Annotated in this window: 12 protein-coding genes and 1 pseudogene; 8 read left to right on the top strand and 5 right to left on the bottom strand. The window is 53.2% G+C overall.

Features of this window, described 5'->3' with window-relative positions:
• The 3 genes and pseudogenes from AC2FJE_RS22240 to AC2FJE_RS22230 form a co-directional block, all read left to right on the top strand.
• Positions 1-349, top strand: a 349-nt coding sequence (locus AC2FJE_RS22240; RefSeq protein ID WP_496758341.1) for an ATP-binding cassette domain-containing protein, incomplete at its 5' end; no start/stop codon positions are given.
• 160 nt (positions 350-509) lie between these two features.
• Positions 510-773, top strand: a complete 264-nt coding sequence (locus AC2FJE_RS22235; protein ID WP_496758338.1) for a type II toxin-antitoxin system ParD family antitoxin — start codon at positions 510-512, stop codon at positions 771-773.
• A 56-nt stretch (positions 774-829) separates the two neighbouring features.
• A pseudogene (locus AC2FJE_RS22230) lies at positions 830-988 on the top strand (type II toxin-antitoxin system RelE/ParE family toxin); the annotation flags it as partial.
• Here the strand turns inward: AC2FJE_RS22230 and AC2FJE_RS22225 are convergent.
• Together AC2FJE_RS22225 and AC2FJE_RS22220 are read right to left on the bottom strand one after the other, a co-directional pair.
• Complete coding sequence (locus tag AC2FJE_RS22225; RefSeq protein ID WP_496758345.1) at positions 944-1,633, bottom strand: DUF2520 domain-containing protein; 690 nt, start codon at positions 1,631-1,633, stop codon at positions 944-946. The pseudogene AC2FJE_RS22230 and the gene AC2FJE_RS22225 sit on opposite strands and share 45 nt — an antisense overlap.
• A gap of 530 nt (positions 1,634-2,163) precedes the next feature.
• Complete coding sequence (locus tag AC2FJE_RS22220; RefSeq protein ID WP_496761492.1) at positions 2,164-3,696, bottom strand: cryptochrome/photolyase family protein; 1,533 nt, start codon at positions 3,694-3,696, stop codon at positions 2,164-2,166.
• 631 nt (positions 3,697-4,327) lie between these two features.
• On the opposite strand from AC2FJE_RS22220, the gene AC2FJE_RS22215 reads away from it, so the two are divergent.
• Complete coding sequence (locus AC2FJE_RS22215; protein WP_496761491.1) at positions 4,328-14,098, top strand: amino acid adenylation domain-containing protein; 9,771 nt, start codon at positions 4,328-4,330, stop codon at positions 14,096-14,098.
• On the opposite strand, the gene AC2FJE_RS22210 is transcribed toward AC2FJE_RS22215, so the two are convergent.
• Positions 14,093-15,514, bottom strand: a complete 1,422-nt coding sequence (locus AC2FJE_RS22210) for a glycoside hydrolase 5 family protein (protein WP_496758332.1) — start codon at positions 15,512-15,514, stop codon at positions 14,093-14,095. The two genes, AC2FJE_RS22215 and AC2FJE_RS22210, sit on opposite strands and share 6 nt — an antisense overlap.
• Before the next feature lie 221 nt (positions 15,515-15,735).
• On the bottom strand, positions 15,736-16,761 hold the full coding sequence (locus tag AC2FJE_RS22205; RefSeq protein ID WP_496761490.1) for a glucosamine inositolphosphorylceramide transferase family protein: 1,026 nt from the start codon (positions 16,759-16,761) through the stop codon (positions 15,736-15,738).
• Positions 16,762-16,833: 72 nt separating this feature from the next.
• Here AC2FJE_RS22205 and AC2FJE_RS22200 point away from each other — a divergent pair, with 72 nt between their 5' ends.
• Positions 16,834-17,019, top strand: coding sequence for a hypothetical protein (locus tag AC2FJE_RS22200; protein ID WP_496707636.1), 186 nt, complete (start codon positions 16,834-16,836; stop codon positions 17,017-17,019).
• A 247-nt stretch (positions 17,020-17,266) separates the two neighbouring features.
• Here the strand turns inward: AC2FJE_RS22200 and AC2FJE_RS22195 are convergent, their stop codons facing one another.
• Positions 17,267-19,762, bottom strand: a complete 2,496-nt coding sequence (locus tag AC2FJE_RS22195; RefSeq protein WP_496758329.1) for a condensation domain-containing protein — start codon at positions 19,760-19,762, stop codon at positions 17,267-17,269.
• Positions 19,763-19,991: 229 nt separating this feature from the next.
• On the opposite strand from AC2FJE_RS22195, the gene AC2FJE_RS22190 reads away from it, so the two are divergent.
• From AC2FJE_RS22190 to AC2FJE_RS22180, 3 genes are read left to right on the top strand one after another with little or no spacing between them, the layout of a single operon-like run.
• Positions 19,992-21,329 (top strand): polysaccharide biosynthesis/export family protein, encoded by a 1,338-nt coding sequence (locus tag AC2FJE_RS22190; protein ID WP_496758326.1) that lies wholly within the window; start codon positions 19,992-19,994, stop codon positions 21,327-21,329.
• The gene (locus AC2FJE_RS22185) at positions 21,326-23,545 is read left to right on the top strand and encodes a GumC family protein (RefSeq protein WP_496758324.1); all 2,220 of its coding nucleotides are present in this window, start codon (positions 21,326-21,328) and stop codon (positions 23,543-23,545) included. Before AC2FJE_RS22190 ends, AC2FJE_RS22185 begins: the two co-directional genes overlap by 4 nt.
• A 27-nt stretch (positions 23,546-23,572) precedes the next feature.
• Positions 23,573-24,670 carry a glycosyltransferase gene (locus tag AC2FJE_RS22180; protein ID WP_496699923.1) on the top strand — a complete coding sequence of 366 codons (1,098 nt, stop codon included), beginning with the start codon at positions 23,573-23,575 and terminating at the stop codon, positions 24,668-24,670.
• The last annotated feature ends 4 nt before the right edge of the window (positions 24,671-24,674 follow it).

Here is a 24,674-nt window from a genome sequence, read left to right as displayed (position 1 = left end):
CCTTGCAATTGTGCCACTGGGCTGCGCGGCTATCAATTTCCAAATGCAGAACACCCGGATCGAGGCGCTGTCCGGCGGACAAAAAGCGCGGTTGGCGATGTTGGTCCTGCGGCTTAGGAACCCGAACTTTTATCTGCTGGACGAGCCGACGAACCATCTGGATATCGAAGGTCAAGAGGCAATGGAGGCCGAATTGGTCACCCACGGCGCGTCCTGTTTGCTGGTCAGCCACGACCGGAGTTTTCTGAGAAACGTTGGCAACCGGTTCTGGTGGATCATTGGTCGCAAACTTGAGGAAGTGGATAGCCCTGAAGCATTTCTGGAGAGTGAAATGAGCTTTACTAGTTGATCGAAATAACACGCCACGGCGGCCCAGGCACACATTTGCCTAGGCAAAATCGCAAGACGTGACCGGATATCTGACCTGAAAAAGGGTATGTTGAATCGCATCTTCGCTGGCTTGACTCGCAAGCCGGTATGACTAAGTATTACCGTGAAAGGACGCTGCGATGACCGTCAAAACCACACTCAGCTTTACAGATAGGCACCACCAATTTCTCAAGGAAAAAGTGGGTGAGGGGGTGTATGCGTCGGCCTCTGCTGCCGTGGCAGCTGCTGTCGAACGGATGATCGAGGATGAGCAGGCTCGTGATACTGCGCTTGAGGCGATGGCCGAAGAAATCCGCCGTCGTGCCGCAACTCCGCGCCAGGAATTTGTTAATCACGAGACTGCTTTCGCGACAGCGCTACGTAGACTGGATTCCGCTGAGTGACCTATCGCCTGCGTTACCATCCTGCAGTCTCGGAAGACCTAAACCGGATTGTAGAGATGATAACAGACTACGCTGGACCCCGGGTGGCAAGGCGCAAACTGGATGAGATTGCGCGTGTGGCCCAGGGTTTAAAAACGTTGCCGCACAAGGGGTCGCGAAGGGATCATGTTTTACCAAGTATACGCGCTATTCCAGCGGCGAAGCGTGCGGTTATTGTTTTTACGATCGACGAAGACTTGCGGGAAGTCCACGTTTTGACGATCACCTATGCCGGCGCCGATTGGATCACGCGGGCCGAAGCCCGGGGGAAATAGCACATATTTCTTTGAAGACTTAACCGAGGCGTTAGTTACACCAGTTACTTTCAATAACCCGGCCATGTCACTTAAGGCTCGGTAGACGACTCCGGCCTGTGGATGCCAATCTGCCACATCGCGGGCTTGAGAGGCCACTACCCGTTCATCCCCACGCGCCGCTGGGCCCGTCAATGCGTGTCGCGGTCCATGAGCAACGACATTTTCCGCTGTGCCTTCCAGTAATTTAGAGTTCAACTGTGGCACGATATGGTCCGCAATACCCGCTTCAGCCCAGGCTTCACGCGCAATGGCTTGCAGTACTACGGCAAAGTTGTTCGAGATCTCCGCTCCCGCGTGATATAGGCTCTTTCCTTCGGAGCGGATTAAAAAACATTCCGCCCCGAGCCGTTCCAGCAGAGGTTGCAGGATCGACAAAGCATCGGCGTCCCCTTCCAAACCGCAAAGAGTGCCTCGGAACTGTTTTTTTGCCGTATCGGGGTCAACGAATGATAGGACCGGATGCACACTGGCCAAACGCCAGTTCAGCTTTCGCAATAAGGCCATCTCATCAGCGCAGAGAAATCCGCTGCAGTGAAAGGCTATGGATCGTTCGGCTGAGCGGTCCTTTGCCAAACGCGCTGTAATGAGGTCAGATGCAACGACAGAAATTTGTGTGCGGGGACTGTGATAATCCAAAGATTGGCAGCTCGCATTTCTGATAAATCAGTTGCGACACGACCCGCGCCCGCCCGCCGAACGGCTTTTTCTGCCGAGCTTTGACTGGCGCTATAAACATCCTGTACCCGGCAATAATCCAACACATTAAACAGGGTCAGCAATGTCTGCCCAACCCGGCTCGCTCCGATCAGGTTTACAGTAAATTCGGACAGGTATGCGCCTTCTAAGTATTGGTCTCGAATGGACTATGCCACGCCGAGTGGTCGAAGTGCAGGGGCCGACTGTAATTCGGAGTACGTCGCTACTTGGATGCGTTTAACCTTAGTGTACATTATCGGATCAGACGTCATCGCAGCGAGGCGCTTAACACGTCAGTCTGAATTTGGCAGTTGGCATGGGTCTTCCTTTCGTTCGGTTCACAGTCGCTCCAATATCCTTTTGGCACTGTTTAGATACTCTTGTTGTTTTTCTTGGGTCATTCGATCCCAAGTTCTGTACGCATGGCCCAGTCTGGAATTGCCGCGCAGTAGGTTGGCATTTCGCGCCAGAAAATCCCAATAAAGTGGGTTGAACGGGCATGCGCCATCGCCGGTTTTCTGTTTAACATCGTACCTGCACGAGACGCAGTGATCGGACATCTTATTGATGTAATTCCCGCTTGCGGCGTATGGTTTTGACCCCAACAGACCCCCGTCGGCGAACTGGCTCATGCCGATCACGTTTGGAGCCTCGACCCATTCATAGGCGTCGGAGTAAACAGCCAGATACCATTCGTGCACATCAAACGGATCAATTCCAGCCAACAGGGCAAAATTTCCGGTCACCATTAACCTCTGAATGTGGTGCGCATATGCTTCGTCCCGAGTCTGTACGATTGCGGCTGCCATGCACGCCATATCAGTATCCGCTGTCCAAAAAAACGAAGGCAAAGAGCGGTGTGCGGACAGGTAGTTTGACCGTGTGTAGCCAGGCATTCGCAACCAATAGATTCCTCGTACAAATTCGCGCCAACCTATTATCTGGCGAATGTACCCCTCAACGGCGTTCAAAGGAGCGTGGCCGTCGTAGTAAGCCCGTTCAACGCGCTGACAAATCTCGAGCGGGGAAAGAAGACCTACGTTTAGGTATTGTGCTAGGACCGAGTGGTACAGAAACGGCGCGCCTTTTAATATCGCATCCTGGTAGTCTCCAAATTTTGGCAGGGCATGTTCGACAAAATGATCCAATGCCGCCAAGGCGCCCTTTTTCGTGACGGCAAACCAGAACGGTTCCAGCTTTCCGAAATGGTCAGGGAAGCGTGCTTCTATCAACGCCAAAACGTCCCGCGTGATCTCATCCGGCTCCACTTCCAACGGGCGAGGTAAGAAAAAGTCAGTTTTGGCGGGCTTGCGATTGTCGGCGTCAAAGTTCCAGCGGCCACCTTCAGGTTCACCGTCCGACATCAACAGACCGGTTTTGCGGCGCATCTCACGATAGAAGTATTCCATCCGAAGCTGTTTGCGACCTGCGGCCCAGGTTTGAAAGTCATGATGGCTGGCAAGGAACCGATCATCGGCTACCGTTTCCAACCCTTCGCACTGCGCGAACTCTTGGACCAGACGGTATTCTCCGGGCTCGGTCACGATCGTGCGCTTAATTCTTAGATCGTGCTTCGCTCGCGCGATTTCGCTGATCAGACTTTGCGTGTTGTCCGGCTCATCCAATTGAACGTAGCGCACGGTCCACCCGTCCGACTTAAGTTCCGCCGCGAAATGGCGCATGGCGGAAAGAACGAAAGCAATCTTCTTTTTGTGATGTCGCACATAACGAGCTTCCTCCATGACTTCGGCCATCAAGATTGTGTCACGGTCCCGATCACCCGCGCGCAGCGCAGAGATATTCATTGAGAGTTGATCACCAAGCACAACAATCAAAGACGAGTATTGTGTGCAGGAAAGGGGCTCGGTCATGAGGCAGAGGGTAGGGCTTTCGTGCCGTAAGGCGACCCTAACAATACAGCATCGTCTCAAAATGTCCGAAAAAGTTCAGCGTAGAACCCTTTGCCAAGTTTCTCTTTTTCGCTTTACGGCTCAGAATCGACTCTGGGCAAAAAAGCGCAAATTCCCGCATTGAGGGTTCAGACTGATCTGATTGTGTCGGGGTGGGAATAAATAGTCGGATGGAAAGAAGATTGGTGGGTTTTGGGAACTTAAACGCGAGTCGTCCAAAAACGTGCTCAAACGGACCTTGTTGCATCCTCCTGCAAATTTTTATCTATTTTTCAAAGTCATGCAGGTCAGATTGCCAGTTCATTCGACCAACAGCGACTCTTTGATGCTGCCATGGGCAGCCTGCAGTCGACAGCCAGAAAGGCATACAATACGCTTGTCTACATCGAATTCGTTTGTTTTGCCGATATATTTAACCTGAGGGGCCGTAGCGCAAATTTCGTAGGGCAATTGTCAAAGACGCAACCTATTTTGCACTGTTTGCTACGATAACCCCCTTTGGTCGGTTTTAGGGGTTGATATGTTAAATGGTTCTGCCGTCAGGTCTTTGCGTTCTTTGAATTTTGATCCTGCGCTGGACCTCTATCAAAGCATGCTTCGCGTGTGCGCTATCGTACCAAACAAGGTCGCGCTGATCGGTGACGATCGGGGGTACACGTACGCGGAAATTGCAGATGCCGCCGATAGAATTGCCCTGCATTTGATGTCAAAGGGTGTTTCTCCGGGTGACAACGTGGCGATGATCATGGATCGCACGCCCGAAGCAATCCTAACCATGTGCGGTATCATGCGTGCGGGCGGGACCTTTGTGCCATTGGACCCAGCCTATGACATAAAGCAAGCAGGGTACGTTATTGCGGATTCCAAACCATCCGCGATCCTGTGGGAGGAGCACCACAAGCCCATTGCCGATGAACTGAATTCGAACCGGGTTGCAAGTCTGAATGCGCTCGACCTATTGAATTCTGATCCCGATGAGAAGCGCGACTTTCCGAACAGAACTGGTCTGGATGCGTGTTACATAATGTATACGTCTGGATCGACCGGACAGCCAAAAGGTGTTGTGTTACCTCATCGGTCCATCGTTCGGCTCGGCTTTGATCAACCAATCGGACAAGTCCTTCCCAACGACATAACGTTGGCGAGTTCGACCATTGCATGTGACGGTTTCACTTGGGAAACATGGCCTGCGCTTTTGAACGGAGGGTCGGTCGCAGTTGTGGCCGAGCCCAGGCCGGCATTGGACAAGCTTGCCGCAACTATTTCCCGTCATGGTGTAAGTGTCGCGTTCTTTTACACCGGAATGTCACATCTGCTGATCGAACATCACCTTGATGCGCTAAGCAGTTTGCGCCGTTTTGGTGCGGCGGGTGATGTGCTGTCCCCTTCACATGTTCGTAGTCTCAAAGATGCGCATCCCGGAATCGAAGTCATAAACGGTTACGGTCCCACAGAAAACTCCGCCCTAACCACGATGCACGTCGTCACCGAAGCGGACCTTGTTGGTGGTACAATTCCGATAGGCGTGCCGACTGGTCACTGCGACTGTTTCGTCGTGAACGAAAACCATAACGAACTGCGGGCTGGAGAGGTCGGGCAGCTAGTTGCCGCGGGACCGAGTGTGGCACTTGGCTATCTCAACAAACCCGAACGGACGGCCGAGTCTTTTATTTCAGATCCGCGCCCGACTCACACCGGACAAGTGTACTTGACAGGAGATCTGGTCCGGCAGCGCGACGATGGTGTCTATGAATTTCTAGGGCGTGTCGATCGACAGGTGAAAATTGGTGGTCGTCGCATTGAACTGGACGGAATTGAACATCACCTACGTGAATTGCCGATGATTTTGGATGCTGCGGTTACTTTGACCAAGGCAGATACTGGTGAAAAACGCATAACAGCCTTTTTGAAACCGTCAGGCGATATGCCTGCTGATAAACGCGCCTTCGTCCGCGAGGTTATGGCCGAACTCGGTAGGGCCTTGCCGGAGGGCGCCCTGCCTCGGACGAACCGGGTTGTGGCAGACTTTCCATTAACCCCAAGCAACAAGATTGACCGAAAAGCGTTGGTCGACAGCGTCGAATCGAAGGACTTGGAAAGCAACGGCAACACTGGGCCAATTTTCCAGTCAACCCGAACTCCAATATTCCAATCAATCCGTAAACCGCTAGACGCTGCCGAGATCGCACGAACTATTGCGAAGATTTATGATGAGACATTGGGTTGCGGAGAGTTGGATGCAGGCGCAACATTCTTCGAAGCTGGGGGAACATCTCTGCAATTAATTGGTGTCCATGCAGAAGTGATGAAACGTTTAAACGTACGGTTCGACATTACACTCATGTTCGAAATCCCGCGTCTGGGCCCTTTGTCCGAGGCGATAGCCGCGATCGAAGTGAGTGGAAACGAGTCGCTGTCGTCTCAGGAGCCAGAACAAGGAGTTGAGGAACGGGCTGACCTGAACTTGCCTGAGAATGCAATCGCAATTGTGGGCATGGCCGCTAAACTGCCCGGTTCACAGTCTCTTGATGAGTTCTGGGAGCACATTCAGAACGGCGATAATCTGATCAGGCCATTCTCGTCGGGCGAACTTGAAGATAGCTTCACGCCTGAACAACGTGCATCGGACAGTTTTGTAGCGGCCCGCCCCATCCTTTCGGATGCAGGGATGTTCGATGCCAAGTTTTTTACGATGCACGCCCGTGAGGCGGCAACTATGGACCCGCAAGCCCGAGTGTTCCTTGAGATTTGCTATCATGCCTTGGAAAACAGCGGTCACGACCCGTGGCGGACACGCATGCCGGTGGGCGTATACGCTGGGTCGTCGTCGACCACATATCTGATTCAAAACATATTGGCCGACCGTCAGGCAGCCGAGGCGTATATGTCGAATTATCAGACCGGTAAGATTTCTGAACTGACCGGCAATATTGGGGACTGCCTAGCAACTCGGGTGTCGTACAAGCTGGACCTGCACGGTCCTGCGATGACGGTACAGACGGCGTGTTCGACGTCGCTGACCGCGATTTCGCAGGCATTGTTGGCATTGCGTGCGTGCCAATGCGACATGGCTTTGGCAGGAGGCGTTTCGATCACCTTTCCGCAAAAGCGTGGATACATCGCGCAAGAAGGTGGGTTGTCGTCAGATGACGGCACGTGCCGACCATTTGACGCTGAAGCCAGCGGAACGGTTTTCGGGCACGGTGCCGGGGTTGTTGTATTGCGCAGACTTAAAGATGCCGTTGCAGACGGTGATCACATCCATGCCGTTATTTTGGGCTGCGGTATCAATAACGATGGTGCCGAAAAAATATCTTACACGGCACCAACGGTACGCGGTCAGGCGGATGCAATTCGCCGAGCGCACAAAGATGCTGTAATCGAACCTAAAAGTGTGACTTACGTCGAATGCCACGGAACCGCGACACCTCTCGGGGACCCAATTGAAATTAGTGGGCTGCGTCAGGCGTTCGGCGAAGCAGCTGTCGAAGGGGGCTGTGCGCTCGGGTCCGTCAAAGGCAATATCGGTCATCTGGATGCGGCTGCCGGCGTAACCAGCGTAATCAAAACAGCGCTGATGCTGAACCATCGCAAGATTCCCCCTGTGGCAAACTTCTCCGATCTGAACCCTAGAATAGAACTGGAAGGTACTCCGTTCCGGGTTCCGAGTTCCCTCTCGGACTGGGTGTCGGATGGACCATTGCGCGCCGGTGTCAGTTCTTTCGGGGTGGGAGGGACCAATGTCCACTTGGTGCTGGAAGAGGCACCGCAAATAGTGCAGGACGCTGAGACTGCTTCCGTTCAAACGGTTGTCATTTCGGCGAAGACGCCGGAAGCCTTGGCCGAGATGAAGGGTGACTTAGCGGATGCTTTGGAGAAACCCGACGCGCCGAGACTGGCGGATGCGGCCTATACCTTGCAAGAGGGACGAGCCGCTTTTGAGTATCGTCAGGCTGTCGCGGGCTCGGATCCTGAAGAGGTCGCCAAAACCTTACGCGCTGCACCCGCTATCCGTAAGCCCGCGATGCAGGGCAACCCAACTGTAACATTCATGTTCCCGGGTCAGGGATCTCAGTACCCGGGCATGGGCAGCGGTCTGTACCAAACCGAACCTGAATTTGCGCAGTGGATTGATAAAGGTGCGGAAATATTACGCCCGGTTCTTGGCTTAGACGTAAAGACAATGCTGTGTTTCGCAGACGCCAGTGACCAGGACCTCGCGCGTGCGTTGCGCGAAACCCGCCTGACTCAGCCTGCTTTGTTCCTGACTCAATACGCCTGTGCAAAGCTGTGGATGGCTCGTGGCATAAGCCCAGCGTCAATGATTGGCCATTCGGTTGGCGAGTTCACCGCCGCCACGTTGGGTGGCGTCATGGATTTTGAAACCGGGTTGTCGATCATCGCGAAACGAGGCCAACTGATGCAGGATCAGCCAGACGGTGCGATGTTGTCCGTTAGAGCGCCGCTTGAGGCTCTGGAGGATTATCTGGATGATACCGTCGATGTCGCCGCGCGCAATGCGCCTCGTTTAAACGTATTGGCCGGAGACTTTGATGCAATTGCATCGATTGAAGATCGACTGAAAGAGGCCGGTATCCCGTGTACACGTCTTCACACTTCTCATGCGTTTCATTCACGCATGATGGATCCGGTGTGTGAAGGCCTGTTGGAAGCGGCCACTCAAAAAACGCTGCAACCAACGAAAATTCCATATGTCAGCTGTGTAACGGGCGATTGGATTTCCGAGAATGAATGCACAGACCCGTCATATTGGGCGACCCAGGCGCGAGCAGCGGTGAATTTTGCGGACGCGGTTTCGACACTCGTGACCGAAGATCCAGTCGCGTTGCTCGAGGTTGGCGCTGGGAACACGTTATCTGCGTTCAGCATCCAAACATTGCCGCGGGATGCCTCGGTTGCGGTCATACAGTCTTTGCCGGATCACACCCGTCCAGAAACGGATGAAGTCGCGATGGCCGCTGCAATGGGTTGCCTGTGGGGATGCGGCGTCGATGTAGACTGGAACAAGCTGGGTCCGCGCGGAAACCGGCGCGTACCTCTGCCAACTTATCCATTCCAACGCAAACTGCATTGGGTCGATGCGCCAGCGCCTTCCATCGGAGCAGCAACTTCCTCGTCATCCGCACCGACCACGGCAACCGTAAATCCTGTTTCAAGTTTAAATGAGTTCTTTTCTATGCCAACATCCAATTCACAAGAACAGATTGAGCGCAAGCCGCGCCTGATCAGTGAGATTCTAGCCATTTTGAGCGAAGTTTCTGGTGAAGATCTGGGGCCAGAAGATGCACCGGCAACGTTTTTGGAACTTGGGTTTGACTCCTTGTTCCTCGGACAGGTCACCCAAAAATTGAATGCTGATTACGGGATCGATCTGACATTCCGGCAATTGATGTCCGACTATCCGTCCGCTGAGGCGCTCGTTGATTACCTGGATGAAAGCCTACTCCCCGAAACGGCTGTTCCCTCGGTTGAACCGGAGGCCACACAAACGGTCACGCAAAGCGCTACGGAACCCGTGGCTCCTGCGGTATTGCCACCTTCAGTTGTGCCCGCCGCGCCGATTGGTGACGGGTCAGTCGCTGCTGTCATGCAGGCGCAGGTCGCTGCTATGCAGTCACTTTTTGCACAACAGCTTCAGGCTTTGTCTGGAGCTCAGACAGCGGCACCTACTGCTGTGGCCAGTACACCAAAAGTCGAGGCAGAGATTAAACCTGCAGTTCCTGCGCTGCCCAAAAATGCGGCGAGCAAAGGCGCCTTTTCGATTGGACGTGCAACCAATGCAGCCGGCGGCGACCTCACGTCCGAGCAACTGGCCTTCGCGCGGGACTTGGCAACAAGTTACAGCCAGCGGCACGCCAAATCCAAAGAGTATGTACAGACCTACCGATCTGTGATGGCCGACCCGCGCACGGCAGCTGGGTTTCGCGCTGAATGGAAGGAGTTGGTGTTCCCGGTTGTTTCCGATCGTTCTAAAGGTGCGCGCCTGTGGGATATCGATGGTAATGAATTCATAGATCTGGTCAGTGGTTTCGGGCCTATAGCTTTTGGCCATTCGCCGGATTTTGTCATTGATGCTGTATCACGACAGATGGAACGCGGCTTTGCAATTGGACCGCAATGTGACCTCGCCGGCCCAGTTCTGGAACGCTTTGCTAAATTCGTAGGTCATGAGCGCGCTACGTTCTGTAACACAGGGTCCGAGGCTGTGATGGCAGCAATGCGCATTGCACGAACGGTAACAGGTCGCGACCAGATCGTAGTTTTTGGCAGTGACTACCATGGCCAGTTCGACGAAGTATTGGTTAAAGGCAAGTCACGTGGTGGCGACCCTGCGGCTCTGCCGATTGCACCGGGAATTCCGCGCTCGAGCCTGTCCAACATGGTTGTGTTGCCGTATGGCGCGCCAGAAAGCATCGATTGGATTCGCGAAAATATTGGCTCAGTCGCTGCTGTTGTTGTCGAACCAGTACAGAGCCGGAACCCAAACCTGCGCCCTAAGGAATTTGTGCGTGAACTGCGCCATATCACACACGAAAGCGGTGCGGCCTTGGTCATGGATGAAATTGTGACCGGTTTCCGGGTTGGTGCCCGGGGAATGCAGGGCGAGTGGGATATCCAGGCCGACATGGCAACCTACGGCAAAGTAATCGGAGGCGGTATGCCAATTGGCATGCTGGCGGGTTCAGCCCGGTTTATGGATGCACTCGACGGAGGCATGTGGCAGTTCGGTGATGACTCGGTCCCGGAAGTTTCTCCAACCTTCTTTGCAGGAACGTTCGTTCGTCATCCGTTGATTGTTGCCGCGGTGGACGCAACGCTAGAACATATGGGCACCAATGGGTCCGATCTTTGGCAGCGCACGGCCGCCTGGACGGCTGATGCAGTCGGCAGGATGAATGCCATTCTTGTAGCGCGCGGGTTGCCGCAATTGGTCGAAAGCTATTCAAGCTGGTTTGTTCCAAAACTAATGGACTTTGATCCCAATGCCGCCCTGTTTTACCCGCTCATGAAGATGGCCGGTATCCATGTTCAGGTCGGGTATGCCTGCTTCTTTACGACTGCCCATACTGAACAGGACTTCGATGCGGTTGTGAACGCGTTTGAACAATCCGTCGATGCGCTCAGAAGCGTTGGTATCCTTGTCGGCGACGGGAAAGCCAAACCCGTCGCTACAACGCCGGTAGCCAAACCGCCAACCGAAGGTATCCCCCTGACCGAAGCACAGCGCGAAGTTTGGATGACCAGTCAACTAGGAGAGAAAGCGTCGTGCAGTTTCAATGAAAGCGCCTCGTTCCGTCTAACGGGTTCATTGAACCAAGACGCATTACAACGGGCGCTTAACCGTGTAATTGAGCGGCATGATGGATTGCGTCAGGTCTTTGCCAAAAACGGTGAGACGTTCAACATTATCGATCCATTCGAGCTGCAGCTTACGCTTCATGATCTGAGTGAAAAAGAAGATTCAGAGGCTGCGTTGGCCGGCCTCGTGCATGAAGACTCTTCGATTGAAATCGACTTGATTTCGGGACCTCCCATACGATCTTTCGTTGCACGGATGTCGGCGGAAGAACATGTTCTGATCATCAATGCACACCATATCGTATGCGACGGCTGGTCATACAACGTACTGGCTTCGGACCTGGTGGCATTTTACAAAGCAGAGGTTTCGGGTACGCCGGCGAACCTTCCGCCGGCCCCGTCTTTCGCTGCCTATGCCGCCACTCAGTCCGGTAAAAATGTGCGACCGGCGACGCGCGCCTATTGGGAAGAACAATATTCAGAACCTACTGAATTGCCGGATATACCAACAGATCATTCTAGACCTGCAATCAAAACATTCTCCGGTGCGACTTGCACGACGCGCATATCGGGAGATGTCGCGTCAGCGGCACGTAAGGCCGGTGCCGCGCAAGGTTGCACGCTGTTTGCAACGCTGTTTGCCGCGTTGCAGATTGTATTAGGACGGCTAACCGGGTCTCATGATCTGGTCATTGGGGTGCCAACCGGCGGGCAGGCCTTGCTGGACAACAACGAAATGGTTGGTCACTGCGTCAATTTTCTGCCGATCCGCGCCGTTCAAGACCGGAATGCTTCGGTTGCTGACTTTCTTACGCAGGTTCGTGATCAGGTTATGAATGCATTTGACCACCAGGATTATACCTACGGAACACTCGTTCGCGATCTGAATATCGAGCGCACGTTGAACCGGTTGCCGCTCACAGAAGTGCAGTTCAATCTGGAACGACTGGGCGAGGCCGTAGATATGGGCCCGCTTAGCATGACGTCGGCACCCAACCCTAAAACAGCTGTGAATTTCGACCTGTTCTTTAACGTGATCGAACGTCGCGACGGTCTGCGAGTGGATGTCGACTACAACACTGACGTCTATAACGAAGACACGGTGATGCGTTGGTTGAAGTACTTTGAGACAGTTCTTTCCGAACTGGCAGAGGATTCCGCGCGCCCTCTGTCTAAGGTTAACGTTCAGCCCGCCGACGAGCTCGAGTGGATGCTGGAGACTGTGAATCGAACGAGCGAGGCTTTGCCACAGGCGACAACGCTCGACAGGCTAATTTCGGAAACTGCCAAAACTTATCCAAACGCGATCGCAGTTGAGGATAATCTGGGACAGCTCAGCTACACGGAACTTGACCGGCTAAGTGATGCGGTCGCCGCTGACATCCAGGCCCTTGTCCGCGGGTCCGGCGGCCGGATTGCCGTGGCCATGTCTCGGTCATCACAATGCCTGGCAGCTTTGCTCGGCGTTCTGAAAAGCGGCAACGCCTACGTGCCGATTGATCCCGCTCAACCCGCATCGCGGCTGCGCATGATACTTGAGACGGCAGATGTTTCTGCCGTCCTGCACGATCAGGCCAATCTACCCGACTGCGCTGAAGGTCTTGATCTGCCTGAGCTTCAGATGAGTCAAGTAAGAGCGGGTGGCATTCCTTTGATCATCGCAGATAGAGTTGATCCAACGGCGTATGTGATGTTCACCTCGGGTTCTACCGGCACGCCAAAAGGGGTTGAGATCGGCCATCGCTCGGTAATCAACTTCCTGACGTCTATGGCGTACGAACCCGGTTTCGACCCGCAATCGGTAATGTTGTCAGTGACTACAACGATGTTCGATATCTCGGTTCTGGAACTGTTCCTGCCGTTGCTGCAGGGTGGTCGAGTGGTTATCGCGGCACAAGAAGACGTTCTGGACGGGTTCCGATTGGTCGAACGCTTGAAGCGTGGCGATGTCACGCATATTCAGGCCACGCCTACGCTGTGGAGCATGCTTCTTGAAGCTGGGTTACGGCCTGACAAAGGTTTGACCATGTTGGCGGGCGGTGAACCCTTGCCAGCCGATCTCGCAGAGAGGTTGATGGAAAGCGGCGCGGATCTGTGGAACATGTATGGCCCGACCGAGACCACGATCTGGTCTGCTGTTTCAAAGGTTCATTCGGGCGAATTGATTACGATTGGTCATCCCATAGCCAATACCGAATTGCATGTGCTTGGTCCTGACGACCAGCCGTTGCCAATCGGGGCTGATGGCGAACTGAACATTGGTGGTACAGGGTTGGCGAAGGGGTACTTCCGACGCGACGATCTAACACAAGCAGCATTTCGTGAAGTGTCCCTGAACGGGCACCCACGTCTTTTGTATAAGACCGGCGATGTTGCCCGCCGTTTGGTCGACGGCACAATCCAAGTGTTGGGTCGCAATGATGGGCAGATCAAATTGCGCGGTTTCCGCATCGAGCTTGGAGAGATTGAAACGGCAATGCGCGCGGTGCGCGGCGTTCAGGCGGCCGCCGCGACTTTGCGTCCTTCGCCGCGTGGAGACAAGCAGCTGGTCGGATATGTCGTTGCCGAGCCAGGACATGATCCCAAACCGGAAAGCCTGACTACGGCTTTGGCCGAACGGCTGCCGCACTACATGGTGCCGACTGCTTGGGTATTCCTCAGTAATTTGCCCAAAACCGGCAACGAAAAATTGAATCGCAAAGCTCTGCCTGATCCGGACGTTGTTGCGACAGTCACCGCATTGTACACTGAGCCCAGTACGCCGACGGAAAAGAAAATGGCAAAAATCTGGGAAGACGCTCTGGGTATCGATCAAATTTCAACGTCGCAAACCCTTTTTGCGTTGGGCGCAGATTCCTTAACAGTATTCCGTATTGCCGCGCGCATGATCGATGCTGATTTGAACGTTGAGGCGAGACACCTATTGGAATACCCCTCAATTGCGCGCCTTGCCGCATTTGCTGACAATCGGGCAGAGGAGGACAGCGCACCGCGCAAACCTTCGCTGAAATCCTATCGTCGTGGTGCCCGCCGGGGACTATAAGCGATTTTCAGAATCACCCGGATGCGAAACGGGTGGCCCTGATATCTTGATCCGGCGTTTTACGGATCCATCGCCATTTGGGCCAGTAGGTACGATTTCGAAATCCACCGTGTCACCAGATTGCAATTCCAATCCAATCTCGGGCAAAGAATAGCCATCATTTGTAACCTCGACCTCGTGAACAGGTGTTCCGTTGTGCAAGATAAACAGGCGCGATGGTTCGGTCTCTGAGGAGGCTTTCCACTGCCCATTCACTATAAATCGACCATCCATTTGTGCAGTAAATCGTTCTATGGCGGTGTAAGGTTTGCCATTGAACCGCGCGGTCGTCACGCCGTCGTCAGTGATGCGAAGAGGCGAAAGATCAGGTGCGCCGCGGTAGCTCGGCCAATACCAATCGATGATTTCCAGCGGAACCAGACCGATGCTGGGGCGTCTGGCAAAGTAGCTCCATGGTGGCTGATTGAACTGGTATCGCGTGTCCGCGTGTACTGTTTGTACTGACAACTCGACACTCAGATTCTGTCCAATGATCAGAATTGGCGAATCTGTCAGAGTGTTCACAGGATCAATGGGGCGGCCGCGAGCGTCAAAAAACTCAGCCACTCCTTTCACTTCGAGTACGCCGCTGCCCCACGCGACGAAAGCTTCACCGTTTTTTCCAAATTCGTAGATCCGCGCTGGTTCAATCGTTTCGCTTGCGACAGGACGGCCGAATGGCAGGAGCTCACGCTGTAGAAACTCAAATGAGTCCGCTGCGGGTTTTCGTTTTTCAGCGTTTTGCGTACGCAAGCCCATATTGGGCCACCAAGGCTCATCCAGCAACGCATACCAATACGCGTCGTTTATCCCGGATGCCGCCATTTGTGTCACCATCAAGATCATGTAATCAGGTGCATCATTCTGATCTTCAAACCAATTGCCGAACTCGGTTACGTAGATTGGGCGTTCTCCACCGTATTCCTGCATCAAGGCCTTCAGACGATTCAGTTCTGGCAGGACGGTATTGGGGTTGTCGCGATAAGGATGCACGGAAATCGCATCGCAGGCTTGCAGGCCGCCCTGACGAAAAAATTCACGATAGAACCCGATCGCAATTGTGTTTAAGCCGCTGCAGATGATCTTGGCATCGGGATGATCCTGCTCCAGGCGCGTGTGTACCGTTCGAACCAGTGCAGCCAGATATGCCGGTGGGTTCTGGGTAAATGGACCTCTGACAAAATCGCTCGAGTTGAATTCGTTCCCGATTTCGATCTTTAAATTATCGACTCCATAGTGGCTGATAATGGCGCTTACCCAGGCGGCGAAACCTTCGCGACCCTCCTTACTGTGCGGCGTATCACCGTTGTCGTACAAAGGATTCCTGTCGGTGATGACGATAAGCGGTACCATACCTTTTTCAATCAGCGGCAACATGTACTTGTCCGCGACCGCAAAATTGTAAACGCCTGGTCGTTGTTCCGCCGTGGCCCACCCAATCTCATCACGAAGGTGCGTCGCACCCAGATCTTGCGCCAGATCGAGGGCGGCTCTGCTCCATCCCTGTTCCAGATGCGTTTGTACGCCAAGGTTGAACCCATCTTCGTCGGCGATAGCTGATCCCGCCAGAAACACAACTGAGATCGCGAGTTTCCACTTCATTCTGCGCTGCTCCAGTCCATCACGATCTGGCCACCGGCAACACTCAGATGATGCATGCCTTTGACACCAGGTCGATCCTTGGGCGTGAACTGCCGGATAAACCGCTCTTCGTACTCTGTTTCGTCAAGCTTGATAATTTCCATGAGGTTCAGGCCAAAACCGTACACGCCATGGCTGTTGTTTTGCGACGGCCGGAATAGCCGATCCCCTTGCCGGATGATCGCCCCTGCGTTTCTGGCGCAGTCTGACCCAAACACGACAGGATTTTTTGGATGAGGTTTGATCGTTTTCAGATCCGGGCCATCGACCTCAAACAGATACAGTTCGCTGGAATGATCCTGAAAAGCAAAATGATCAGATAAGTTGGTAATCAGCCACCACCGCCCATCATCCCCAAGATACATGCTGGAATCTGCTAAGTACTGACCCTCGAATGCTCTGGCATGCAATTCCCATTCATCTGGAAATTTGGTGCAACGCCATATCTCAAGGCGTTTAGCTGCCTGGGTTTCGGGCATCATAAAGATCGAGTCTCCGGCCCGAAACACGAAAGGAAAGGAAAGATGATAAGTACACTTCAACGCGGTAACGGGTTCGGTCAGACAGTCTCCTTCCAGACGCGCCACCTCTATGCGACCATTGATATCTTCGGCATTCATGGCTTCGAAAAAAACCCACTGTTGCCCTTGATGCTCGAAAAGGAAGGGATCGGCCATTATGCAAGACGATCGCGGCAGGCCTTTTGCCTTTCGTGGATGAAACCCTGAGACCGGACCGGATGAGCTACCAAGTTGCCAAGACTCTCTGATTTGTCCGGCTCGTGCAAGACGTTCAGATTTCAGTTTTTCTGACACGTCACTTATAAGGTTGAATGCATAGACGAGAGAGGATTCAAAGTCAGGTTTTGCCTTGGTAGCCTCGGGAAGCTGCTTGGTTTCAGGCACAATGCGACGCTCTGCCAATTCATTCATTGCATGGTACAGAAAGAGGATCGACTTTTCAGCTACAAAGGCTCCGGTCAAAACACTGCCAGGTTTGCGGTTGTAGCTGGTTTGCCGAAAAACCCGTTGAGTTGGGTCTTCGTAGGATCTCGAATGGATTTCGACCTGGACATGGGGGGCGCGGCCCGCTCCAGTTGTCATGGCAGCCTTGAATGGGTCGCTCATACCGCCAAATGCAACTGCCCATTCTCCGAAACGGAGCTGGGCCAACTGATACTTTGTCAGCGAAGCGGGGCCAAGCGCAAGCGCAAGGTCGGCCTGATCTTGGGTGACCGGTAGAGTGCTAAGGAAATCTGCGGCCGGCTGAGTATCATAAGGCAGAATACGTCGCGCGGCCAGAACCTGTTCGGCCCGCATTAACAAGCGCATCAAAAGTGTTCCTGAACGGTCCCGCCGATCAATTCCGCCAACAATCTGACCCGTAACTTCAAACCGGGGATCATTTCGCAATCGGTCGATCAATATCGCTTGCCAATCCTGCAGGCCTAGCAGTCCCGGTGGTGTTACCAGTGCGACTTTAAGCTTTTCATTTTGCACTGTCGCTCTCCAATCGGCGTGCCTTCGCATCGAAGACTTCGGATATTCGGCCAAAGCCCGATCGCATGAGGGAGTCACCATGCCAGCCATTCACCGGATAGACAGCTGTGTCCGCCGAAAGCAGCTCCGACCATCCCAATACGCCATCGTCAGGAACCATGGCCTGAGATCTTGTGATAAAGAGAACAACTTCGCCGTCATATGGTTCAAAGCTGTAGGCCCGCGTTTGACTTACTAAAGCATCCACGGTGTCGTCGACCAGCGTATCGGTTGGAGACGCCGGTGGTGCGAGCCCTGTTGCTTGGAGAATACGCTGTGCAAAATCGTTCTGACCGAGGAGATCTGTTGTACTGATCTTTCCACGCCACCGTAGGCTTAGGTAATACCGAAGCCTGCGCATTCTAATGGTCCATTTATCGCGTATGCGTTGAGACCGTGTAAACTTGCCAATTGCGCCGGGGGCCCAAGTGTCAATCATACCAACACAACGCACCCGCTCGCCTAAAGCAGTTAGTTGCTTAGCTAGCCGAAACGCGACACGACCATCGACGCAAAGCCCGCACAAAAGTATGTCGCGCCCTGAATATCGGTCTTGAACAATTGATGCCGCTTCGTCAATCGCCGGGTCGAATCCGGCTTGAGATAGTGCATTGAGCTGCGCCCGATCAGCAATACCGATATTGCCAACAGCACAAATTGCTCCGATCTCTTTGCCCAGTGATTGATAAAGGAATGGTTGATTAACCGTCAGCAAGATGGGCGCGGTTTCTGGCGCGGATTTGAGTTCGGCCAGAGACCAGATTGAATCGGGCGTTGTTTCGTCTCGAGGCGTTGGATGCTTTGTTGCAACAGGTTCGGTCTGTCCCAGTAGATTGGCCAGCCCGTCCAGAGTCGGATCATTCAAAAACGCGTGCAGACTTGGTCTGGTCTCGAAAGTCTCTCCTACGCGCGACAACATTTGCAAAGCCAGTACGGAATAACCGCCCAGATCAAAGAAATCTCCGTTGACGTGATCAACAGGCAGCGCAAGAATGTCGGACCACAAGGAGGCCAGTCGAGGTTTAACGTTGTTCGGGGACGGTGTTGGCTTTGCAAGTGACGTAAAACCATTCAGGTTTAGCGGAGGGTTTTTTACCTTAGTGGGTCGATTTGCTGCTATCGCTGAGGTCGGAGCGGGGTCGCGTCGCATCAAGGCTTGGAACACCTCGAGCAAAAGGTCCGAAAACGCCTGAATAGTGGACTCGTCAAACAGATTGGCATTGTAGTCTATCGCCAGACGCCATCCTGAATTTCGACCTATAATGTTTACATTGAGATCGTAAAGCGTACCAGGTGAGTGTGATTGAACCGAAACCAGTTCTATATCGCCATATTTCCTTTCGTTTAAGAAAACGCGCTGAAGGTTAAACATGATCGAAACCAACGGGATACGTAACGGGTCTCGCGGTGGGTTTAGTACCTGAACCAGCTTATCGAAGGGCAATGTCTGGTGTGCCAGGGCGCCATTTACGACCTCACGAGCAGCGCGACCTTGATCGATTACTGATCTGCTTGCGTCAATGTCGAGGCGCATGACGATGGGATTAGTGAAAATCCCGATCAGTGGTTCCAAATCTATTTCTGTTCGGCCTGCAACCTGGATGGCAAAGCTTACGTCATTGCGGCACGAAAACCGTTCTAGCGCCGTGCTGAAAGCGGAAACGCCCAGGGCAAAGACTGAGGTATCCAGCTCTTTTGCGGTTTCAGAAAGGTTGGTTTCGAAGTCCTGCGGAAGTTCCCTGGCAAATGACTTCGGCTCGGGCTCTGAGGCCGCACGCGGTCGATCAAGCGGCAGTTCGAAATATTTCATGCCACCGAGGGTTTGCTTCCAGTACTCTTCCTCTTCATCCATGGCACCGCTCTGTTCGTAATCAGAAAGCCACATAGAAAAGTCACCGTACTGCAGTGTTAATTCTGGCAGATCAGGATCGGTACCAGTCTGCAGCGCTTCGAGATGTACGCCCAGTTCATGACCCAGGACACCGATGGAGTATCCGTCGAACACGCTGTTATGTACCGAAATCAATAGAGCTGCGCGTTCAGTTTCCATTGGAACCATCGCAACGCGAAAGAGACAGGGTTCAGACAGGTCGAATGGCTGTTCTGAATGTGCAATGGCAATCGAGTTAATTCGCTCTGCGCGATCGGCTTTGGGGACATTAAGGATATCAACGAGATCGAGTTTGAATTCAACATGTGCGAAGACTTCCTGCACAGGCTCCCCGTTTTGTTCTACGAAACGTGTTCGAAAAATCTCATGCCGGTCGATGATCTTCTGGAACGCAGTTTGAACCATGTCGCTGGTTACCGGTCCTCGCAATTCCCACCGTATGGCTAGATTCAGTCCCTTATTACCGGGGTGAATCTGCTCCATAAACCAGCACCGTTTTTGGGTAACAGAAGTGGGAAAGGTTCCGACTATCTGCTGCTGCTTCAATGCCTTCATAAAATCGCTCCGCTAAACCCAATCACCCTGGACGCGGAAAAACGTTTCGCAAGCTATTTCGAGCCAAAAAACTCCCGGCATGCGGCGAACAGGGCAAAATGCGGGTACTAATTACACAATCCAAGTTTCTCTGCCGCAGTCGCGCGAGTCAAATAAAACTCGCTAAATACTACAGGCGCCGTACAACAATCATAAGTTTAAGCCCGCACTTCGCAACTCACGGGGTGAAATGCTCCTGACAGGGCACAATTATTCGCTATCATGTGACAGTTGTTATTTAGTTGTAAGCGATTCGATGATTTGGCTTAAGGGTTCTGATTTAGCTTCCGCGCGAAATCTCGTGCGTAGCCTGTGCGCTGTTTCCGTTTTTGTAAGCGCAGTGATGGTCGGCGGTATTGGCCGAGCCACAACCTTTGATGGATATCTGATAAACGTGGGTGACGAGCTCGAGCTGGATATTCTCGATGATAATGAACCACCGCAGCGATTTACTGTAGGCCTCGATGGTGAGGTGCAGTTACCTTACATCGGCGGTCTACAGGTATCTTCTATTGCGGTTGGCGATGCGAGGGATTTAATTCATCGCACCTACGTAAAAAATGAAATTTTTGTGGACCCCTTGATCGAGCTTTCGGTTGCAAGTTTCCGGCCGATTTCGGTTTTGGGGGATGTTAAGAATCCGGGAAACTTCGACTACCAGCCTTTCATGACTGCAGAACAAGCCGTCGGTTTGGCTGGGGGTCCAGCGATTTCTGCAAACAACGAAGAAGCCCGTGTTCTAGAGCGTAGAAATCTGAAAGGCACGTTGAACAGCCTTGAATACGATCTTGCATTGTCGGCCGCCCAATATGCACGGGCTCAGGCATTGTTGAAAGGCGAGGACAGTTTGAATTGGTCTAACCTGCCGCCAGACCTGCGCCCGGCAGTGAACCGAGAGTTGTTTGACGAACATAAAGCAAGTGAAGATCAGGTCATCACGTTGGAGACGCGGAATGCGATAACCCAACATGAGCTTCTGACGCAGGCCGTGTCCGAAGCTGAAAGCCAGATCGCCATCCTGCGGCAGCGCGAAGTCGTGCAGCAAAGGATTGTGGATGTTTCTCAGACAGAACTGGAGAGAATGATTGATCTGGCGGCCCGAGGTTTGATCCCAAAATTTGATGTCCGAGACTTTGAGCTTAAGACTTCCCAGGCAGAAAGCAGTCTGTTGGATCAACGCGAGCGACAGTCCGAGGCATTGGTGCAACTTGCAACTCTCAAGGGACGATTGTCCCAGTTCGCTTCGGATCTGGAGCAGAAGCGGCTCAACGAATCCCAGCGGATCTGGAACGAGATCAAGAAGCTGATTTCAAACAGAAATTCTATCGAAGACAGATTGGGGCTTTTGGACCAGTGGATGAACGCGGCCTCTGGTTTGGAGAGCGAAATGCTGCTCGAATTCCAAGTGCGCCGACGCGAAGACAACGGGGTTCGCAAGCTACTGTTGCGACCCGGGGACGAGCTTTCGCCGGGCGACTTACTGGTTATCGTGGTGAAACCACCCGAAACGTTGGGTGAACTACAATGAATGTGCGTAGAAACCCGGAGTCGTCCAACCCGCGCGAAGTGGGTCGCGCTGCCAAATCGAATGCCGGTTTCCTAGCTTACCAATCTATCGACGTGATGTATCTGTTCTCGATTTTACGGGTTAATGCACGATTGATTTCCGCAGCGGCCATCGGGTGCGCCGTAGCGATGTTCATTTATCTGCTCTTTGTTCCTCCGACTTACACCGCTTATTCGCAGATCATTCTCGACACGCGCGAAGAAAGTGTATCGCCTGTCGAGGAAGTGGTTTCTGACCTTAATCTGAACAGCTCGGTCCTGGCCGGTGAGGTCGTGACGATGCGGTCGAACGTGCTGATTGGCCAGGTTGTTGACGAATTGGGTTTGTTGGAGCATCCCCGATACGACCCCCGCCAACAGCGCAGCGAAGGCCTATTCGGCCGGGCCAAACGTCTATTGCGCGGAGACGATCCGCCACATGTGGTCGCTGCGCGATTGCCCGAAGAAACGCTACGTTCATGGATTATCAGTGCGGTGCGAGACAATCTGTCTGTGACGCAGATTGGGGTGTCCTATGTGATTGGAGTGAGTTTCCAGAGCACCGATCCGGTGCTTGCTGCAGACATAACCAACGCCATCGCAAACCGGTACATTAACAGTCAGCTTGACTCGAAAATGGATGCCACATTGCGCGCCAATTCTTGGCTATCTGACAGGTTGGCTGAATTGAGCGTTCAACTTGAAGCTGCAGACGCAGCGGTGGTTGATTTCAAGGCAGAGATGATCGAAATCGCGGATGGCAATGAAGAAAGCATCAGCCAGCTATTGGCCGAATTGAATACTAAATTGGTCGGCAGCTCAACCGAGCGCGCGGATGCTGAAGTGCGCCTCTCTCAGGTTAAAGCGCTACAAAATCTTGGCGGCTTACGCGCAGTATCAGACGTTGTGACCTCACCGCTATTGGAAACATTGACCCAGCAAAGAACAGAATTGGCGACAAATCAGGCTCAATTGGCTAGCACCCTCGGGCGTCGGCATCCGGATATGGTTCGAATTAACGCGCAAATCGCGAATATTGACCAATCGATTGATACCGAATTGAGGCGTAGGATCGAAGAAATGCGGGGTGACGTTATCGTGACCACCAATCGAGAGAACGCTTTGAGGAGCCAGATCGCCGTTGTATCTGAGAGGGCGGATTCACTGGCCAAGGCCTCGGTACGTTTAGGGCAACTGGAACGGGCGGCGAATGCCAACCGTCTAGTCTACGAAAACTTTCTTTCGCGCTTCAAGGAAACCAGCGCACAGGCGGATTTCCAGCTTCCAGAAGCGCGTATTATTGGTCAGGCCGAGGTTCCGTCTGTCCCCTCTGGTCCGCGCAAGACCCTGCACATGATCGCGGCCTTTGTTTTCGGCCTTTCTGCAGCCACTGCTTTCGTATTCTTGCGAAATCTGGCGCGGTCGCCGGTGAACACAGCGGATGAATTGGAAGCACTGACACAGCGCCGCAATCTGGCTTTGATCCCATACGTCCGGCATTTTGGAAGCAAATACAGATGGCTGCGACAAGAACTGTCAGGCGTGGAAAAATCACAGTTCATGGAGAACGTGCGCACCATTCGCACGAGCCTGTTCGGGCTGGGGAAATCCCGTCAGCCCAAAGTAATAATGATTACGTCTTCTGTTCCGGCAGAAGGAAAATCGTCATTATGTTGTGCTTTGGCGCGGGCAATCAGCACTTCGAAAACATCCGTTTTGTTGTTGGATGCTGACCTTCGGCATCCGGATGTACGAAAAACATTGGACCTACCGTCCGACGGGCCGTGTTTGGTGGAATACCTTAATGGAAATGCAAAGATTAAGGACTTACCCATCCGATCCGATCTGGCTGGCGTTGATGTCATTTCACCATCGTCTGAAACCGCGAGCGCTGCGGATTTGCTGTCGTCTAATCTGTTTGCTGGCTTGTTAAGCCGAGTAAGTGCTCGCTACGACGTCATCATCGTAAACGCGCCGCCTGTGCTGTATTTGTCAGATGCAATTCTGCTGACCAAACATGCCGACACAACCCTGGTCGCCGTGCGTAGTGGCAAGACACCGGCCAAGGTGGTGTTTAGCTCGATTGCGAGGTTGGAGGAGAATGGGCAACCGGTGTTTGGAACGGTGATGACAATGGTACGTCGCCAGGATGCAGCAGCGCGTGATCTTGGGAGCTATTCGTACAAGTACAACTATTGATTTGAGTGTTTGTAAGACAGTGATGTTATGAAAGTTGCCCTTGTTCATTATTGGTTGACTGGTATGCGCGGTGGCGAGCACGTGTTGGAACAATTGGTCAACCTATTTCCTCAAGCTGACCTGTTCACGCATGTTGCCGATCCAGACAAACTGTCGCCTCGGCTAAAAAGCCGTCCCATCCATGAAACATTCATCGCCAGGCTTCCGGGCGCGCGACGCCACTATCAAAAGTACCTGGCTTTTATGCCTCGGGCACTCGAAGAACTGGATCTGTCGGGTTATGACCTGATCATTTCATCCGAAAGCGGGCCGGCCAAAGGTATCATCGCACCACCGGGTACGCCTCATATTTGCTATGCACATTCACCGATGCGATACATCTGGGATCAGTACGGTGCCTACAGCAAGCGGTTGTCACGGATTGAAAAGATGTACTTTTCGCATCTCGCGCACAGGCTTAGAATTTGGGATGTCAGCACTGCGGCCCGAGTCGACAAGTTTGTGGCCAATTCCAATTTTGTGGCACAGAGAATACGGCGTTACTATCATCGTGACGCACAAGTTGTGCATCCGCCGGTCGATCTTGATGCCTACCACCTACCTGACGAGACCAATAGACGCAGCCACTACTTGTTTGTCTCTGAACTGGTTCCGTACAAAAAAGCGGACTTGGTCATCGAGGCCTTTCGTGATCTCGACCGGCAACTGGTTGTCGTAGGTGATGGTAGCCAGCGGTCCGAGTTAGAGCAGAATCTTCCTCCAAATGTTCGGTTGCTAGGTCGGGTCCCCAGTGCAGACTTGCCGGGTCTGTATCAGACTGCGAAAGCGTTGATATTCCCAGCCGAAGAAGACTTTGGTATTGTCCCGGTCGAAGCCATGGCCTGCGGGACACCTGTGTTGGCCTACGGCCAAGGCGGTGTGCGCGACAGTGTTATTGAGGGCCGTACAGGCCTGTTCTTCGACGATCAATCAAGCAGTTCTATTGTGGAGACTATTCATCGGTTTGAACGCGCGCATTTTAATTCCGGCGACATTAGCGAACACGCAAGCGGGTTCGGTGCAGAACGGTTTCGACGTGAGTTCTCCAACGTCGTTGACGCTGTCCTTAGTGATTGGGCCGTCTAAGCGC

The sequence above is a fragment of the Ruegeria sp. CDSC002 genome (genome assembly GCF_059610905.1).
The sequence above is the reverse complement of the archived record's forward strand: the minus strand, read 5'-3'. Positions and strand labels throughout refer to the sequence as shown.